Origin of the sequence: Caulobacter sp. D5 (genome assembly GCF_003185805.1) — a bacterium.
In the GTDB taxonomy this organism is placed as follows: domain Bacteria; phylum Pseudomonadota; class Alphaproteobacteria; order Caulobacterales; family Caulobacteraceae; genus Caulobacter.
In genome coordinates, this window is record NZ_QHJY01000038.1 from 1 (window position 1) to 16463 (window position 16463).

Here is a 16463-nt window from a genome sequence, read left to right on the forward strand (position 1 = left end):
CCATGCCCCAAGACCCTCCCCCCGAAGGGGGAGGTGGCCCGAAGGGCCGGAGGGGGAAGTGTCTGCTGACGTCGACGCAGCCGCCGACCAGAGCAGTCACTCCCCCCCTCCGTCGGCTTCGCCGACACCTCCCCCTTCAGGGGGAGGGTAAGAAAAAGGCCGCCCCTTTCGGAGCGGCCTTCGTCAGTCCAGCAAAGCCCGGAAGGGGATCAATGCACCGGCGTATCGGCCAGCACGCTGGCGCCCTGCGCCCGCAGGCGGGTCTTGGCCATCTCGTCCAGGATCGCCTGGGAGCGCGGGTCGCCCAGGATCCAGGCCGCGGCGGCCACCGTGCGCATCGAGGCCGAGCTGACGCCCAGGGCGCGTTCCAGGGCGTCGAACGGCGACTTGGGACCGCCCACCTTCTTGAGGCGAACCTCGCCCTTCAGGCCGGCCAGGGCCTTGGCCTTCTCGACGGCGTCGTAGAAGCCGCCCAGCTCGTCCACCAGGCCCAGTTCCTTGGCCTGGGCGCCGGTCCAGACGCGGCCCTTGGCGATCTCGCGAACGCGCTCCCGGGGCAGCTTGCGGCCCTCGGCGACGCGGGCGATGAAGCCGTCATAGATATGGTCCATCCAGGCCGAGAAGCGGGCCTTCTGGTCGGCCGTGAAGCCCTCGCTGGTGCCGAAGGCGCCGGCGTAGTCGCCGCCCACGGTCACCTGGCGGGTGTCGACGCCAAAGCGCGACAGGGCCTCGCCCAGGGCGAACTTGCCGCCGAACACCCCGATCGAGCCCGTCAGGGTCGAGGGCTGGGCCACGATCGACGAGGCCTGGCTGCTGATCCAGTAGCCGCCCGAGGCCGCGTAGGTGCCCATGCTGACCACCACGGGCTTTCCGGCCGCCTTGGCGGCCCTGACGGCCGCCAGGATCTGCTCCGAAGCCGTGTCCGAACCGCCGGGCGAGGAGACGCGGAAGACGATCGCCTTGACGTCCTTGTCGTCGATGGCGTCGTAGATCGCCTTGGAGGCCTCGTCCGAATAGATCGTGCTGTCGCCGCCGAACGGCGAGGACTGGGCGGTCGAGCCGGTGACGATCGGGCCCTCGGCGCCGATCACGGCGATGGCCGGACCGGTCTTGGCCGCGTCCTTCTTGGAGCGCGAGGCGTAGTCGTCGAACTCGATCAGCTTGCCGCCCTTGCCGGCGCGGGTCAGCATCGCGTCCTGGGCTTCCTTGACCTGGCCGACCTTGTCGATCAGGCCGAGCCCTTGCGCCTGCTGGGCGCTGTAGGGGCCGGCCTGGATCGCCTTGATCAGGCGCGCCGGATCCAGCTTGCGATCCTGGGCGGCGGCGGTGAGGGCGCTGGAATAGACCGAGCCCATCCACGACAGGGTGGCTTCCCGGTGCGCCGGCGTGAAGTCGTCGTGCAGGTAGGGATTGACCGCGTTCTTGTATTCATAGCGCTGCTGGAAGTCGGCCTTGACGCCGTATTTGTCGAACAGGCGCTTGTAGAACATCGTCTCGCTGGACAGGCCGACGGCCTGCAGCGAGCTGTCGGGCTGCATCCAGAACTCGCTGGCGGCCGCGCCCAGGCGATAGGTCGAGGTCGACATGCCCGAGGGATAGAGGCCCTGGCTGTGGGCGAAGATCGGCTTCTTGCCGACGCTGCGGAAGTGCTTGAAGGCCTGGGCCAGTTCGTCGGCCGAGGCCGGGGCGATGCCGCCCTCGGGCAGGCGCACCAGCACGCCCTTGACCTTGTCGTCGGTCTCGGCGCGGCGCAGCACCTCGATGACGTTCATCACCGAGCGGCCGCCGCCGCCGAAGGCCGCGAACGGGTTCTGCGAGTCCTGGTCGGAAAGGCCGCCGCGCAGGTCAAGCTGCACCACCGACTGGGACGGGACGGGAGCGGGGCGGGCGGCGCCGGCCGCCAGGACGATCAGGATAAAGGGGACGCCGACGAGAAAGAGCACCAGTCCGACGAAGACGCCGGCCACGGTCATGAGAAATTGCTTCATCGGGGTCCCGTCGAGAAAACCAGGGGCGAAATCCAGAGCGCGACGGCGACCATCGCGCGCGAGCACAAGCTAACGACTGTCGCGACGCGGTCAAATGAACAGCGTGCAACCTGCGTCGTCTTGCGGCGACTTCATGCAAATGGGGGGATTTTCTCGGGAGAGAAGATGGTCGGAGTGGCAGGATTTGAACCTGCGACCCCTGCGTCCCGAACGCAGTGCTCTACCAGACTGAGCCACACTCCGACTTTCCCTGCCGGGCTGGCCGCGTGGCCGCGCTCGACTTGGGAGGCGGCTTATAGGAGGCGGTGCGGAGAGTCGCAAGCGCGAAAATGGACCCAAAAAAAGAATTTGGAGGGCGTTGCCACCGTCCGCATCCTGAGCTATCTCCACCGCCTCGCCGCGGCCCCCTGGGTCGGCAGCCGTTCCTGCTGGGGAATGGTGTAATGGTAACACTGCGGTTTTTGGTACCGTCATTCTAGGTTCGAGTCCTAGTTCCCCAGCCACTTCTCCCTTTTTCTTCCCTATCTTGGTAGAAAACGCCTCCCGGTGAAGCGCCAAGCCGTTTGACGTGATCTGTGCGTCTGTCGGTCAGTGCACGGACGCCTCGCGCGCCGGCCGCGCCGAATCTCCGAACATCCATTCCACGCCGGTTTATGTGCAGTGCGACGTGATTCTGGCCGGTTTTCGCGTCCGCGAGATGGTTGCCTTGCGTAAACTGCACTTGAACGTGTGCGCATGCGAAGCCGGATATGGTTCCGCAGAACGGTGCTCCTCATTGTTTCCACGAAATAAAGCCTGTTTTTGTGGAGCGTTGGCAGCGCTGCCGCGTATTTGTGTACTTGTAATTCCGTAGGGCGGGTGTATTTCCAAATTTAAAGTCATTGTGGAGTGACGCCGTGGAAGACAAAGCGACCCTGATCGAGCTGACCGCCGAAATCGTGGCCAACTATGTGGCCAACAACACGACTTCGGTCTCTGACCTGCCTGCGTTGATCCGGGCGACGCACGACGCGCTGGCCGGAATTGGCTCGCCGGAAGCCCCGGTGGCCGAAACCGTTACCAAGGCTACTCCGGCCCAGATCCGTAAGAGCATCACGCCGGACGCCCTGATCAGCTTCGAAGACGGCAAGCCGTACAAGACTCTGAAGCGTCACCTGACCACCCACGGCATGACCGTGGCCGAATACAAGTCGAAGTGGGGCCTGCCGGCCGACTACCCGACGACCGCCCCGGCCTACAGCGAAGCCCGCTCGGCCATGGCCAAGGCCCTCGGCCTGGGTCAAGGCGGCCGCAAGGCCAAGGCCCCCGGCAAGGCTCGCGCCCGCAAGGCCTGATCCTTCGGTCTTCTTGGAGACCCGAGAACACGAAAGCCCCGCCGTCACCGGCGGGGCTTTCTTCTTTCTACCTACCCGATCCGCAACCGGACGAAGGCCATGCCGCCCATCGGGTCGTCATAGCCCAGCGCTTGCGGCGCATCGTAGGCGCTGACCAGCCCGCCGATCCCGAACTTCACGCTCTCTGCGATCTGGAAGTCGCGGATCGCCCCCAGCGACACGCGGCGCACCGTATAGGCCTCGCCCGAGTGCGAGCCGTGATGGTCGGCCAGCTCGTCCTGCTCCACCTGCTCGGCGCGGGCGAAGATCGTCCAGCGGTCGTTCGGCTTGACGGAGCCTTCGGCCAGCCAGGCCTGCAGGGCGTCGCCCGGGATCCGGTCCTTGCGCGACCAGGCCAGGGTGGCGCTGATCGAGCCGTCCTTGCCCAGGGGCCGGGCGTAGAGCGCGCTGGCCGAGGCGCGGGCCTCGTCCTTGTCGGGATCCAGCGCCTCGGGGCTGTTGATCTTCGCCCAGCTGGTCTGCAGCGCCCAGTTCGGCGTCGGAATGTACGACAGGCGCGCCGAGACGCTGTCCAGCTGACCGGTCTCGATGTCGTAGCGCTTCTGGTCGGGCTCGCGGCCGCGGAAGGCGCTGGTCTCGATCTTCCAGTCGTCGTGCGAGAACCCGGCCGTGACCACGCCGAACGTGATGTGCGTCGAGTCGAACCAGTGGTGGCTGATCGGGGCTTCCGGGCTGTCCATCGACGAGGCCCGATGCATGAAGGCCGGCGGACCGTAGGCGGGCGAGCCGGGCAGGCCGGCGTAGAGATAGACGTCCGACTTGTCGCCGACGCTGAGGCTGTAGCTGGCCGACAGCTCCATGAAGAGATCATGTGGATGCTGGCGATCGACCAGCGCATGCTCGCCGTCGGCCGTCTCGCCCACGGCCATCAGCAGCGGATAGCCGCTCTTGCCCATGAAAGGGTCGGGGCTGACCATGGCCTTGAAGCCCAGCATGCCCGGGCCGACCTGCCGCTGGGCCATGCCCATGAACATGCCGGCCGCGAAGGCCTTGGAGCCGCCGCGCGGGCCGCCCTGATCGACATAGACGCCGTTCAGCAGGGCGTGGCCCATCAGCATCCACTCGCCGCTGTGCTTCATGATCCCGAAGTTCGGCGTGGCGTCGGGCTGCCAGGCGGTGCCGCCGGCGTCGCGGGTCATGGAATAGGCGCCCAGCGGGCTGACCATGGGCATGACCATGCCGTCGTGCGGAGGCAGGCTCATATAGCCGTCGTCGATGGTGTCGGACTGCGGCATGGCCATGTGGTGGCCCGCATGCGGATCGGCCGGCGGTTCGGCTTCGGCCGTAGTCGCCTGGGCGGGCATGGCGTGGCCGGTATGATCCTGGGCGAAGGCGGCGGTGGCGAGCGTCAGGCTCGCAATCGTGCACGCGCCGGCCAGCAGCCGCGCGCGGAAGGAGAGGGCGGTCATGGGACTGCCTTTCTTGGGAACGGTGATCGTAAGACGTTTTGAGAAAAGGCGCGCCTGCGTCGGCGCGCGGTCTAGCGATCAGGCGCGCGGAGGGCGGGGTTCCGGCGCGGCGTTCAGGCCGTCGAGCGACGGGGTGTGGGCCGAGAACTCTACGGCGCTGGCGGTTCGTGCGGCCAGGTCGCCGGCGGCGACGCGCTGGCCGGCCGGCAGGCAGCCGACGCAGCAGCTGGTCGCCATGGCGCCAGGCTTGGACTTGTGGTCGGCGTCCTTGTCGGCGGGGGCGTGATCGGCGGCGTCCCCGTCCATGGGGCCCATGTCCATGCCGTCCATCGCCATCTCGTGGCAGGCGGGCATGGACGAGGCCTGGGCCGGCGCGGCGCGCATGATCCCGCCAGCGGCGAAAGCCACCGCGATCAGGGCCAGAAGAAGGAGGCGAAGCCCGCGCATGGGCGGGAAACTAGGGATGGTCGCGACGCTGCGCAACCATCCCGCAATGTCACACCCCGCTCAGCGACAGTCCCGGCGCGTCCGGAGGCGTGTCGCCGCCGCCGTTCAGGGGCAATTGCATCCAAACGAGGTCCACCCAGCGGCCGAACTTGTAGCCCATGGCGGGGAAGACGCCCTTGTGCTCGAAGCCCAGCGAGGCGTGCACGCCGATCGAGGCGGCGTTGCCGCTGTCGCCGATCACCGCGCAGATCTGGCGCAGGCCCAGGCCCTCGCAGATCTCGATCAGGGCCTTGAGCAGCGCCTTGCCGACGCCTTTGCCGGCCGCGTCGGGGGCGACATAGATGCTGTCCTCGACGGTGTAGCGATAGGCCGCCCGTAGCCGGAACGGACCGGCATAGGCGTAGCCCAGCACCTTTCCGTCCTGCTCGGCGACCAGATAGGGCAGGCCGCGATCGAGGAAGGCCGCGCGCCGGCGGGCCATCTCGGCCTCGTCGGGCGGAACCTCTTCGAAGGTGCCCAGGCCATTGAGCACGTTCCAGCCGTAGATGGCCGTGATCGCGGCGACGTCGGCGTCGGTGGAGGGGCGGATAATGAGTTCGGACATGTGGGAAGACCCCCTCAGTCGGCTTCGCCGACAGCTCCCCCAGAGGGGGAGCATCTACGCAATCGGATCCTCCCCCTCTGGGGGAGGTGGCCCGGAGGGCCGGAGGGGGAAGGCCTAAGCCTTCCAGCCCTTGTCGATCGCCCACACCGCGAAGGCGTAGTCGAGCGCGATCTCCTTGAGGAAGTCGAAGCGGCCCGAGGCGCCGCCGTGGCCGGCCTCCATGTTGATCTTCAGCAGGATCGGATCGCCGCTGGTCGTGTGCTCGCGCAGCTTGGCCGCCCACTTCTCGGGCTCCCAATAGGTGACGCGCGGGTCCGACAGGCCGCCGGTGGCCAGCACGGCCGGATAGGGCTTGGCGGTGACGTTGTCGTACGGCGAATAGCTGGCGATGTAGTCGTAGGCCTCCTTGTCCTCCAGCGGATTGCCCCATTCGGGCCATTCCGGCGGGGTCAGCGGCAGGGAGGTGTCGCTCATGGTGTTGAGCACGTCGACGAACGGCACCGCCCCGATGATCCCGGCCCACAGGTCGGGCCGCAGGTTGGTGATCGCGCCCATCAGCATGCCGCCGGCCGAGCCGCCATAGGCGACCGTGCGCCCCTTGGCGCCGTAGCCGGCCGCATGCAGGTGCTCGGCGCTGGCGATGAAGTCGGTGAAGGTGTTCTTCTTCTTGAACTTCTTTCCGTCCAGGAACCAGCCGTAACCCTTTTCCGAGCCGCCGCGCACGTGGGCGATGGCCCAGATCCAGCCGCGGTCGACCAGGCTGAAGTTGCGGATCGAAAACGATGGATCCATCGACATGCCGTAGCTGCCGTAGCCGTAGAGCAGCAGCGGCGCCTTGCCGTCGAGCTTGACGTCCTTCTTCATCAGCACGGTCACCGGCACCTCGGCGCCGTCGGGCGCCTTCGCATAGAGGCGCTTGGTCACGTACTTGGACGGATCGTGGCCCGAGGGGATCTCCTGGGTCTTGCGCAGCACCTTGTCGCCGGTGCGCATGTCGTAGTCGAACCACTGCCGGGGCGTGGTCGGCGACTGGTAGACGTAGCGCAGGGTCGGGGTGTCGAACTCATAGCCGCCCTCGACGCTCAGCACATAGGCCTGCTCGTCGACGACGATCGGCTTCTCTGCCTTGGTCGCGCGGTCGGTGATGACGATGCGGGTGTTGGCGTTGACCCGCTCGACGCGGACCAGGTGCTCCTTGTAGGCGGCGTGGCCGGTGATGAAGGTCCCCGGCTTGTGGGCGACGAAGTCCTTCCAGTTCGCCCGGCCCGGATTGTCGACCGGGGCCTCGACCAGCTTGAAGTCGATGGCGTCGTCGGCGTTGGTCAGGATGACGAACTTGCCGTCCCAGTGCTCGACCGAATAGCGCAGGCCCGGCGTGCGCGGCTCGACGGCTTTCGGCTTGGCGGCGACGTCGTTCGCCGGGATCAGTAGGGTCTCGGAGGTCTCGTGGTCGCCGGCGCTGATGACGATGAAGGCGTCCGAGCCGGTGACGCTGACGCTGACGAAGAAGCCGTCGTCGGGCTCGTCATAGACCAGCACGTCGTCCTTCAGCCCGCCGCGGGCGGGGCGGCGATAGATCTTGTCGGAACGGCCGTTGTCGTCGCGGTGGGTCCAGAACAGCCATTGCGAGTCTGGCGACCAGGTGAAGTCGCCGGTGCTGCTTTCGACCGGCTCGGCCAGGACCTGCCCCGTGGCCAGGTCCTTGACGTAGATCTTGAAGACTTCCGAGCCCTGCGCGTCCTCGGCATAGGCGAACAGCTTGTGGTCGGGGCTGTGCTCGGCGGCCGCCACCTGGCTGTAGGCCTTGCCCTTGGCCAGGGCGTCGCTGTCGAGCAGCACCTCCTCGCCGTCGGTCTTGCCGCGAGCGCGGCGTGCATAGATCGGATGCTGGCCGCCGATGGCGAAGCGCGAATAGTAGTCAAACGCGCCGTCGGGGGCGGGGACCGAGGAGTCGTCCTCCTTGATGCGGCCCTTCATCTCCTCGAACATCGCCTTCTGCAGGTCCTCGGTGGGGGCCAGCATCGCCTTGACGTAGGCGTTCTCGGCGGTGAGGTGCTCCTTGACCTCGGCCTTGATCAGGCTCGGGTCGCGCAGCACCTTCTGCCAGTTGTCGTCCTTCATCCAGGCGTAGTCGTCGACCCGCACGCGCCCCAGCTGCTCGATGCGCTTGGGGATCTTCTTGGCGACGGGCGGAACGGGCTTGGCGGTGGCGGACATGGAACTCCCGGGGATCAGGACAGCGGAGGAGGCGGCGGCGACGGCGGCAGCGCTCGTCATCATTTCGCGCCGGTTCATGGACAGATTCCCCCTCGGATGCGTCAGAACGCCAACTTGTTGCGGCGGGCGCCTCTGGTCAAACTCTTACGGCGTCAAAGGTTGAATCGGAGACGAGGCGTTCATGGCGTGGGACCTGTCGGTCGATCTGATCCAGGCGACGGTGCAGCTCGAGCAGCCGCTCGCCGACGGCTCGCGCACGGTCGGCACCGGTTTCCTCATCGAGGACCCGACGCCGGAGGGGCGTCCGCGCACCATCCTGGTCACCGCCGCCCACGTGTTCGACAAGATGCCTTCGGTCTCGGCCAAGATCGGCTATCGCATACAGGGGACGGACGGCGTCTGGCGCTATGACCCCCGCACCCTGAAGATCCGCGACGGCGACCATCCGCTGTGGATCAAACATCCCAGCCGCGACGTCGCCGCCATCGAGGTCGAGGCCCCGCCTGAATTCGCCAAGGCCGCCATCCCGCTGGCCTGGCTGGCCCAGGACGACACCTTCAACAAGTACAGCCTGGGTCCCGGCGACGAGATGATGGCGCTGGGCTTCCCGCGCGGCCTGTCGGCCAACACCGCGGGCTTTCCAATCCTGCGCTCGGGCCGGGTGGCGTCGTACCCCTTGGCCCCCGCCAGCGTGTTCCCGACCTTCCTGATGGATTTCTCGGTGTTCCCCGGCAATTCGGGCGGGCCGGTGTTCATGGCCGAGGGCGCGCGCCGCCGGCCGGGCTCGACCGAAAGCCAGGAAGTGCAGTTCGTGGCCGGCATGCTGACCCAGCAGGTCGAGCTGTCGGGCGAGCGCCTGGAGATCGGCATCGTCACCCACGCCAAATATATCCGCGAGACTGTGGCCCTGCTCGACAAGGCCGCCGGCCCGCCGGTCATCCAGGCCGCGCCGGCCAAGCCCGCCACCCAGGCCGTCGTCCAGGCTCCGTCGGCGACGCCGCCTCCTGGGGCGGTCCAAGGCGTCGTCGCAGTCCAGGCCGTATCGGTGACCGGCTACAATCGCTGACGCGGTTCTGGCGCTGATCAGGCTCTGGTCACGCTAGGAACCTTTGCTCCGGGGCTCCCGTTCGGATGGGGAGTTCAATTCCAACCAGGAGCAAGCCATGAGCACCAATCGTGTCGAAGGCGCAGTCGACAAGGGCGTGGGCGCGGTGAAGGAAGCCGTCGGCAAGGCCACCGACAACGAACGCCTGGAAGCCGAAGGCGCGGCCCAGAAGCTCAAGGGCGACGTCCAGAACAAGGTCGGCCAGGCCCAGGACAAGATCGGCGACGCGATCAAGCGCTAGGCTTGGTTTTAGCCAGATAGACGAAGGCCCCAGGAGCGATCCCGGGGCCTTTCTTCTTATGCGCCGTAGATGATCGAGATGGTTTCGGCCACGCAGGCCGGGCGCTCTTCGCCCTCGATCTCGATGGTGCATTCGTTCTTCATCTGCAGGCCGCCGGCCTTGGGCTCGACGGCCACCAGCTTCTGGCGCATGCGCACCCGCTTGCCGACGCGCACCATGCCCGTGAACCGCACCTTGTCGCAGCCGTAGTTGATGCCGCGCGTTACGCCGGTGACGTGCAGTATGCCCGCGCCCAGCATCGGGATCAGCGACAGGGTGAGATAGCCGTGGGCGATCGGCCCGCCGATCTCGCGAGTGGCCCGCTCGACGTCGATGTGGATCCACTGGTGGTCGCCGGTGGCTTCGGCGAACTGGTTGACCCGCTCCTGGCTGATCTCGACCCAGTCGGACACCCCGACCTCCTGGCCGACCAGGCTGGCGATGTCGGCGAAGGCGATCTCTTTCATGCGGCGTTCTCCCAAACGTTTGTTTGGAAGAGATCACGAGCGGGCGTTGATCACAACCCTTCCTCCTTTTTAAGGAGGAAGGGGCCATGAGCGCTAGCTTCAGAGCACGACTTTTTCGTATGCGTTGAGGATAGCTGTTCGCAAAGCGGCTATTCTTGAGTCGCCTCCATTCAGGCCTTCGGCGTGCAGGCCCCAGTCGTCTGCACTCATTGTTTTGAGAGCCTCGACAAGACGATCAGGGTCAAGATTCTCAGGTGGCTTGGACATGATTGCGATTAGGCCGCCAAAGATTGCGCCGCCATCCACCTGTGTTGTCCATCGATGATGACGAGAGCGTCGTCGGTACGGCGGGCTACGACCAGGGGCGCGCATAGGCGCCAATCGAACTTGGCTGCGATGCTGCTTATCAGTCTCCGCGAGGCCGCATTGTCCGTAGTGCGCTGATAGGTTTCGTCGACGGATAGCCTGTCGAGATGAACCCATTCGATAGACGGTAGGGAGCCGATCGGCGGAGCGAACCTTGGAGGATGCGGTGTCGCCTTTCTGTTCCGATTTTCCTTGGGGCGAACGATTTCTCCGAACTGGCTCGCTTTTCCTGGGCCAATCGCTGTGATCGAGGGAGTGGCGCGGATCTTGAGTTCCGCGATCAAATCCGAAAGATCTTCGGAAGAGCGAACCCAGAACGCGCCGCGCTGTTCGACGACGATGTTCCCTGGGTGCACACGTGCCAGACCGAGCTCGGTGTTCAAGGAGAAAGTACCGTTCGCCTCAATGTAGCTTGCTGTATCTTGCGGCATCCATTCGGGTAGAGGTAACCCGTCGTATCGCCAAAGTCGTATGGCGTGGCTTTGTAGGCTAACGCTCTGGACGGCGTTCATCGCTAATTCCTCGCTTTCAGCAACGGGATAGCTGCTGATCGGGAGACGATGAGCTTGGGCGGGCATAGCCCTGTGACAGTCGGCGGTCGGTTTGATGTCTTGTCGTCTTTTTCTAGACGATCCGCCCCTCGCCCTTGCCCCAGTAGGCGTCCCTCACCAGCCGCTTGTAGAGCTTCCCCGTCGGATGCCTGGGCAGCTCGCGCACGAAGTCGACCTGGCGCGGGGCCTTCACGTGGCTGAGGTTGTCGCGGGCGAAGGCCAGGAGTTCGGCGGCCAGGTCCGGGCCGGCGTCGGACCAGTCCAGCGGCTGGATCACGGCGACGACCTTCTCGCCCATCTCCTCGTCGGGCGCGCCGACCACGGCCGCGTCGGCGACCCGGGGATGGGTGATCAGGAGGTTCTCGATCTCCTGCGGATAGATGTTCACCCCGCCGGAGATGATCATGAAGCTCTTGCGGTCGGTCAGGTAGAGATAGCCGTCCTCGTCGGCCCAGCCGACGTCGCCCAGAGTCGTCCAGCCGTGCTTGTTGTAGCTTTCGGCCGTCTTTTCCGGGGCGTTGTGGTAGGTTACGGCGGGGCCGTTGGCGAAGTAGACGACGCCCTCGGCGCGGGCGGGCAGGGGATCGCCGGCCTCGTCGCAGATGCGCAGTTCGCCCAGCGCCGCCTGGCCCACCGAACCGCGCCGCTCCAGCCAGTTGTCGCTGTCGATCCAGCAGAAGCCGTTGCCCTCGGTGCCGGCGTAGTACTCGTAGATCACCGGACCCCACCAGCCGATCATCTGCTCCTTGACCGGGATCGGGCAGGGCGCGGCGGCGTGGATCGCCGACTTCATGCTGGAAACGTCGTACTTCGTCCGCACGGCCTCCGGCAGTTTCAGCATCCGCACGAAGTGGGTCGGCACGAACTGGCCGCAGGTGGCGTGGTGCTTCTCGATCAGGGCCAGGGCATTTTCGGGATCGAACTTCTCCATCACCACGACCGTGCCGCCCAGCTTGTGCACGCTCATGCACCAGCGCAGCGGAGCGGCGTGGTAGAGCGGGGCGGGCGAGAGATAAATGCTGTCGCCGTCCAGCTTGAAGAGGTGCTGGGCCATCATCTGCAAGGCCGTCGGCGCGTCGATCGGCGCGCCGTTCAGGGCGGGCTTCACGCCCTTGGGCCGTCCCGTGGTGCCCGACGAATAGAGCATGTCCGAACCCGAGGTCTCGTCGGCGACCGGCGTCGTCGGCATGGCCGCGCGGGCGGCGTCGAAGTCGCCATAGGGGGCGAGCGCGCCGTCGACCCGCAGCAGGGCGACGCCCGGGATCAGCGGAGCAAGACTTTGCGCGACCGCGTCCAGCGCCGGGCCGGCGATCAGCGCCTTGGCCCCGCAATCCTTGACGATGTACTCGACCTCGGGCGCGGTCAGCTTGGTCGAGACGCAGGTGAAATAGAGCCCCGCCCGCTGGGCCGCCCAGGCGATCTCCAGATAGCGCGGATGGTTGTCGAGCAGGATGGCCACGACGTCGCCGACCCCCAGCCCCATCGAGCGGAAGAGCTGCGCCCCCTGGTTCGAGCGGTCGTCGAGTTCTCGATAGGTCACCGTCTCGCCCGAGCCGGCCATCACGAAGGCGGGCTTGTCGGGCTGGGCTAGGGCATGGACGCTCGGATGCATGGACCCTCCAGGGCCGTCCCGCCAAGGCGAGCACGGCCGTTTCTCTCCCTGGGCGCCGTCCGCGTGTCGCCCGCGTGATCGGCGTTCATCTGGAGCATGCTTCAAGCGCGAACTGTCGCGCAAGTTGCCGTAGGGGCGCCGTTGGCGGCGACGCCATACTGGGTGATCGTGCCGCAAAAGAACGATGTTCAACGGGAGGCGCGCATGGAACTGATCAGCCAGACGGCGGTGGACGGACGGCCGGGACCGGCCGCCGCGCCGACCTATCCGACCCTCGAGGGCGTCGATCTCGCCGACATCTTCCGCTTCACCCAGGGCCAGCCCTTCGCCGACTTCGTGCGGATGCGAAAGGAAGCGCCGGTGATGTGGCACGCCGAGCCGTTCGGCGGGCCGGGCTTCTGGGCTGTCACCCGCCACGAGGACGTCATGCGGGTGAACGGCGATCCGGAGACCTTCTCGTCGCAGAAGGGCGGGATCCTGATGTCGATGGGGCCGCCCGACAAGCGCCACGCCCTGCTGTTCCGGGCGACCATGGACACCATGATCAATCTCGACGCGCCGCATCACCTGCAGCTGCGCCGCGAGCACATGCCCTATTTCACCGCCGGCTATCTGCGCGGCCTGACCGAGAAGGTGCGGGGAGAGGTCACGCGCCTGCTCGACGAGATGGAGCCGCTGCTGGCCGGCGGCGCCGAGATCGACATGGTCGAGCGGTTCTCGTCGATCCTGCCGTTGTTCACCCTGTGCGAGATCCTGGGCGTGCCGCCTGAGGACCGGGACAGGTTCCTGCGTTGGATGCACTATCTGGAGCGCGCCCAGGACTTGGCCGTGCAGCAGGCCATGGCCCCGATCACCCCGACGCTGGAGCTGATGCAGTTCGTGGCCGACTTCAACGAGAACATCGAGGAGATGTTCGACTACGGCCGCACCATGCTGCTGAAGCGCCGGGAGGATCCGAAGCAGGATTTGATGACCGCCATCGCCCGCGCCCAGGTCGACGGCGACCTGCTGGCCGACGAATATCTGGACGGCTCGTGGCTGCTGATCGTCTTCGCGGGCAACGATACGACGCGCAACACGCTGTCGGGCGCGATGAAGCTGCTGACCGAGTTTCCCGAGCAGAAGCAGCGGCTGATCGACGATCCGGCCCTGTTGCCGGGCGCGGTCGACGAGTTTATCCGCATGGTCAGCCCGGTGATCTACATGCGCCGCACGGCGACGCGCGACGTCGAGGTGGCCGGCCAGCAGATCCGCGAGGGCGAGAAGGTGGTGATGTACTACGGCGCGGCCAACCGTGATCCGGAGGTTTTCGCCGATCCCGACCGCCTGGACGTGACCCGCGCCAACGCCGGCAAGCACGTCGCCTTCGGCTATGGCCCCCATACCTGCCTGGGCAAGCGCGTGGCCCAGATCCAGCTGGAGGAGGCCTATCGCCAGATCCTGGCGCGGTTCCCCGACCTGGAGTGGACGGGGAGCATGGAAATCGCGGCCAACAATTTCGTGCATGCGATCAGCAAGCTGGGGGTGCGGCGGGCTTGAGAACTCCCTTCCCCCTTGAGGGGGGAAGGGCTGGGGATGGGGGTGACCTGCTGAGCTGGCGGCGGCGCACGGCGTCCACCGCCGTATTCACCCCCACCCCTGCCCCTCCCCCATCAAGGGGGAGGGGTTGTGCGTTCTTGCTGATGCGCCATACGATCGTTTGAAAAGAGATCATCCAGGGAGCCCCGCCCATGTCGCAGCCCGCCTTCGAGACCCTGCTCTACGCCGTCGAGGACGGGATCGCGACGATCACCCTGAACCGGCCGGAGAAGCTGAACGCCTTCACCGCCCGGATGATGAAGGAGCTGATCGAGGTCTTCGACATCACCGACGCCGACGACGCGGTGAAGGTGGTGATCGTCACCGGCGCGGGCCGGGCCTTCTGCGCCGGGGCCGACCTGTCGAGCGGCGGGGCCACCTTCGACCGCACCTCGCCCCAGGCGCTGGAGCGCGAGGAGGGCAAGGTCGGCGACGTCTATCGCGACGGCGGCGGCCGGGTGACCCTGCGGATCTATGACAGCCTCAAGCCGGTGATCGCGGCCGTGAACGGCGCGGCCGTCGGCGTGGGGGCGACCATGCAGCTGGCCATGGACATCCGCCTGGCCAGCGAGGACGCCAAGTTCGGCTTCGTGTTCGCGCGGCGGGGCATCACGCCGGAGGCCTGTTCGTCGTGGTTCCTGCCGCGGCTGGTCGGGATGCAGACGGCGTTGGAGTGGTGCTACACCGGCCGGGTGTTCCCGGCCTCGGAGGCCAAGGAGCGCGGGTTCGTGCGCTCGCTGCACGCGCCCGAGGATCTGCTGCCGGCCGCCAAGGCCCTGGCCCGCGAGATCGCCGACAATACCGCCCCCGTCTCGGTGGCCCTGACCCGGCAACTGCTGTGGCGCATGGCCGGGGCCGACCATCCGATGGAGGCCCACAAGGCCGACAGCCGGGCCATCCAGTCGCGCGGCGCCTCGGGCGACGCCAAGGAGGGGGTGACCTCGTTCCTGGAAAAGCGCCCGCCGGCCTATCCCAACCGCGTCTCGACCGACCTGCCTGACATCTGGCCCGAATGGGAGCCGCGACAATTTCGCTGAAGCTCTGGCGGATAGGGCTGTAAGGCCGCAAATTCTCCTGGCGGGAGAATCCTTGGCGCTTATTCGAAGTTAAAGACGTTTCCCGTCTAGTTTCGAATCCGGCGATGGGGGCTTCGCCGCCAGGAAGATCATGACCGACCCGATTTCGCCCTTCGCCAAGCCGATCGCCGTTCCGCCCAAGTCGCGCGCCGCGCTGCTCAAGCGGCTGGCCGACGTGGTCTGCCTGCCGGCCAGCCGGATCAACAATTTCGAGCGCGCCATGTGCGCCGACCTGCTGGTCGAGATGCTGCGCGAGGCGGTGGTCGAGGAGCGCGAGAAGGTCGCCCGGCGCCTGGCGACGCTGAGCGACATGCCGGGCTCCCTGGTGCGCCTGCTGCTGCGCGACGAGGTGATGGTGGCCCGGGCGCTGCTGGAGAACTCGCCCAACCTGTCGGACGCCGATCTGATCGACTGCCTCTATCACGCCAGCCAGGAGCACCGCCGGCTGATCGCCATCCGCCGTGGCGTGGGCGAGGTGGTGGCCGACGCCCTGGTCGACATGGGCGAGATCCCGGTGGTCGAGGCCCTGCTGCGCAACGACCTGGCCCGCTTCAGCCACCAGGGCGTCGAGAACGTCGTGGCCATGACGCGCGACAATCCGGGCCTGATCGCCCTGCTGCTCAAGCGCGCCGAACTGCGGCCCAGCCACGCCTATGTGATGTTCTGGTGGGCCGACGCCGAGGCGCGGCGCACGATCCTCCAGCGCTTCGCCGTCTCGCGCGAGATTTTGCAGGACGCCGTCGGCGACGTCTTCGCCGTGGCCTCGGAGGAGGGCTGGCAGGACCCGCTGTCGAGAAAGGCGCTGCAGTTCATCGAGCGCCGGCAACGCAACCGCGCCGCCATCGCCAAGAGCCCGTTCGACAGCCTGGAGGACGCCGTCGCCGCGGCCCAGACCGGCCTGACCCGCGAGACGGCCGAGGAGATCTCGTACCTGGCCGGTCTCAAGCCGATGACCGGCGCCAAGATCTTCACCGATCCGGGCGGCGAGCCGATCGCCATCCTGTGCAAGGCCACCGGCCTGCCGCGCGCGGCGGTGCGGGCCCTGTGGCGCGGCCTGCGCCGGCCCGAGACCGACGCCAACGGCGGGCCTTCGCCGGGGCTGGAGCGGGTGCTGGGCGTGTTCGACGCCATCGCCGTCGACCGGGCCCAGACGGTGCTGCGCTACTGGAACTGGTCGCTCTCCTCGGCCCTGACCCCGGCCCTGCTGAAGGCCATCCGCGACGGCGACACCGACGCCATCGACGAATATTCGGTGCCGCAGCGCGCGGCGATGCTGGCCCTGTCGCGGGACTTCGGGCGGTAGGAGATTGCCTTCTCCCCTTGCGGGAGAAGGTGGCGGCCGAAGGCCGTCGGATGAGGGGTCTCTCAG

General features: G+C 67.0%; 13 protein-coding genes, 2 tRNA genes and 1 pseudogene. 7 read left to right on the forward strand and 9 right to left on the reverse strand.

What is annotated here, in order from left to right:
- Positions 1–209: 209 nt before the first annotated feature.
- Together sppA and DMC18_RS03170 are read right to left on the reverse strand one after the other, a co-directional pair.
- Positions 210–1988 (reverse strand): signal peptide peptidase SppA, encoded by a 1779-nt coding sequence (gene sppA, locus DMC18_RS03165; protein ID WP_110120898.1) that lies wholly within the window; start codon positions 1986–1988, stop codon positions 210–212.
- 166 nt (positions 1989–2154) lie between these two features.
- Positions 2155–2231, reverse strand: a tRNA-Pro gene (locus tag DMC18_RS03170).
- 186 nt (positions 2232–2417) lie between these two features.
- On the opposite strand from DMC18_RS03170, the gene DMC18_RS03175 reads away from it, so the two are divergent.
- A tRNA-Gln gene (locus tag DMC18_RS03175) sits at positions 2418–2491 on the forward strand.
- Positions 2492–2884: 393 nt separating this feature from the next.
- Positions 2885–3322: a MucR family transcriptional regulator gene (locus DMC18_RS03180; protein ID WP_110120897.1), complete on the forward strand. Its 438-nt coding sequence runs from the start codon at positions 2885–2887 to the stop codon at positions 3320–3322.
- Between the two features lie 71 nt (positions 3323–3393).
- Here the strand turns inward: DMC18_RS03180 and DMC18_RS03185 are convergent, their stop codons facing one another.
- The 4 genes from DMC18_RS03185 to DMC18_RS03200 form a co-directional block, all read right to left on the reverse strand.
- Positions 3394–4791 (reverse strand): hypothetical protein, encoded by a 1398-nt coding sequence (locus tag DMC18_RS03185; RefSeq protein WP_110120896.1) that lies wholly within the window; start codon positions 4789–4791, stop codon positions 3394–3396.
- Between the two features lie 78 nt (positions 4792–4869).
- Positions 4870–5238, reverse strand: coding sequence for a hypothetical protein (locus tag DMC18_RS03190; RefSeq protein ID WP_110120895.1), 369 nt, complete (start codon positions 5236–5238; stop codon positions 4870–4872).
- A 49-nt stretch (positions 5239–5287) separates the two neighbouring features.
- Positions 5288–5842, reverse strand: a complete 555-nt coding sequence (locus DMC18_RS03195) for a GNAT family N-acetyltransferase (protein ID WP_110120894.1) — start codon at positions 5840–5842, stop codon at positions 5288–5290.
- Positions 5843–5956: 114 nt separating this feature from the next.
- Positions 5957–8137 (reverse strand): S9 family peptidase, encoded by a 2181-nt coding sequence (locus tag DMC18_RS03200; RefSeq protein WP_110120893.1) that lies wholly within the window; start codon positions 8135–8137, stop codon positions 5957–5959.
- Positions 8138–8240: 103 nt separating this feature from the next.
- Here DMC18_RS03200 and DMC18_RS03205 point away from each other — a divergent pair, with 103 nt between their 5' ends.
- Together DMC18_RS03205 and DMC18_RS03210 are read left to right on the forward strand one after the other, a co-directional pair.
- Positions 8241–9125, forward strand: a complete 885-nt coding sequence (locus DMC18_RS03205; RefSeq protein WP_233245302.1) for a serine protease — start codon at positions 8241–8243, stop codon at positions 9123–9125.
- A 97-nt stretch (positions 9126–9222) separates the two neighbouring features.
- Positions 9223–9425 (forward strand): annotated as a pseudogene (locus DMC18_RS03210) (CsbD family protein).
- Between the two features lie 36 nt (positions 9426–9461).
- Here the strand turns inward: DMC18_RS03210 and DMC18_RS03215 are convergent.
- The 3 genes from DMC18_RS03215 to DMC18_RS03225 all read right to left on the reverse strand — a co-directional run bounded on the left by DMC18_RS03215 (position 9462) and on the right by DMC18_RS03225 (position 12440).
- The gene (locus DMC18_RS03215) at positions 9462–9911 is read right to left on the reverse strand and encodes a MaoC family dehydratase (RefSeq protein ID WP_110120891.1); all 450 of its coding nucleotides are present in this window, start codon (positions 9909–9911) and stop codon (positions 9462–9464) included.
- Between the two features lie 275 nt (positions 9912–10186).
- Positions 10187–10789 carry a ParB N-terminal domain-containing protein gene (locus DMC18_RS03220; RefSeq protein WP_158285846.1) on the reverse strand — a complete coding sequence of 201 codons (603 nt, stop codon included), beginning with the start codon at positions 10787–10789 and terminating at the stop codon, positions 10187–10189.
- A gap of 112 nt (positions 10790–10901) precedes the next feature.
- Positions 10902–12440: an acyl-CoA synthetase gene (locus DMC18_RS03225; protein WP_110120889.1), complete on the reverse strand. Its 1539-nt coding sequence runs from the start codon at positions 12438–12440 to the stop codon at positions 10902–10904.
- Between the two features lie 204 nt (positions 12441–12644).
- Here DMC18_RS03225 and DMC18_RS03230 point away from each other — a divergent pair, with 204 nt between their 5' ends.
- The 3 genes from DMC18_RS03230 (at position 12645) to DMC18_RS03240 (ending at position 16397) form a co-directional block, all read left to right on the forward strand.
- Positions 12645–13979, forward strand: a complete 1335-nt coding sequence (locus DMC18_RS03230; protein ID WP_110120888.1) for a cytochrome P450 — start codon at positions 12645–12647, stop codon at positions 13977–13979.
- A gap of 191 nt (positions 13980–14170) precedes the next feature.
- Positions 14171–15055, forward strand: a complete 885-nt coding sequence (locus DMC18_RS03235; protein ID WP_110120887.1) for a crotonase/enoyl-CoA hydratase family protein — start codon at positions 14171–14173, stop codon at positions 15053–15055.
- A gap of 130 nt (positions 15056–15185) precedes the next feature.
- Entirely contained in the window at positions 15186–16397 is a 1212-nt protein-coding gene (locus DMC18_RS03240; protein WP_110120886.1) for a DUF2336 domain-containing protein, read from the forward strand.
- The last annotated feature ends 66 nt before the right edge of the window (positions 16398–16463 follow it).

Excerpts from the sequence above, each read along its gene's own strand:
- sppA (WP_110120898.1), bottom strand. The coding sequence starts at position 1,988 with ATGAAGCAATTTCTCATGACCGTGGCCGGCGTCTTCGTCGGACTGGTG.
- DMC18_RS03185 (WP_110120896.1), bottom strand. The coding sequence starts at position 4,791 with ATGACCGCCCTCTCCTTCCGCGCGCGGCTGCTGGCCGGCGCGTGCACG.
- DMC18_RS03190 (WP_110120895.1), bottom strand. The coding sequence starts at position 5,238 with ATGCGCGGGCTTCGCCTCCTTCTTCTGGCCCTGATCGCGGTGGCTTTC.
- DMC18_RS03195 (WP_110120894.1), bottom strand. The coding sequence starts at position 5,842 with ATGTCCGAACTCATTATCCGCCCCTCCACCGACGCCGACGTCGCCGCG.
- DMC18_RS03200 (WP_110120893.1), bottom strand. The coding sequence starts at position 8,137 with ATGAACCGGCGCGAAATGATGACGAGCGCTGCCGCCGTCGCCGCCGCC.
- DMC18_RS03205 (WP_233245302.1), top strand. The coding sequence starts at position 8,241 with ATGGCGTGGGACCTGTCGGTCGATCTGATCCAGGCGACGGTGCAGCTC.
- DMC18_RS03215 (WP_110120891.1), bottom strand. The coding sequence starts at position 9,911 with ATGAAAGAGATCGCCTTCGCCGACATCGCCAGCCTGGTCGGCCAGGAG.
- DMC18_RS03220 (WP_158285846.1), bottom strand. The coding sequence starts at position 10,789 with ATGAACGCCGTCCAGAGCGTTAGCCTACAAAGCCACGCCATACGACTT.
- DMC18_RS03225 (WP_110120889.1), bottom strand. The coding sequence starts at position 12,440 with ATGCATCCGAGCGTCCATGCCCTAGCCCAGCCCGACAAGCCCGCCTTC.
- DMC18_RS03230 (WP_110120888.1), top strand. The coding sequence starts at position 12,645 with ATGGAACTGATCAGCCAGACGGCGGTGGACGGACGGCCGGGACCGGCC.
- DMC18_RS03235 (WP_110120887.1), top strand. The coding sequence starts at position 14,171 with ATGTCGCAGCCCGCCTTCGAGACCCTGCTCTACGCCGTCGAGGACGGG.
- DMC18_RS03240 (WP_110120886.1), top strand. The coding sequence starts at position 15,186 with ATGACCGACCCGATTTCGCCCTTCGCCAAGCCGATCGCCGTTCCGCCC.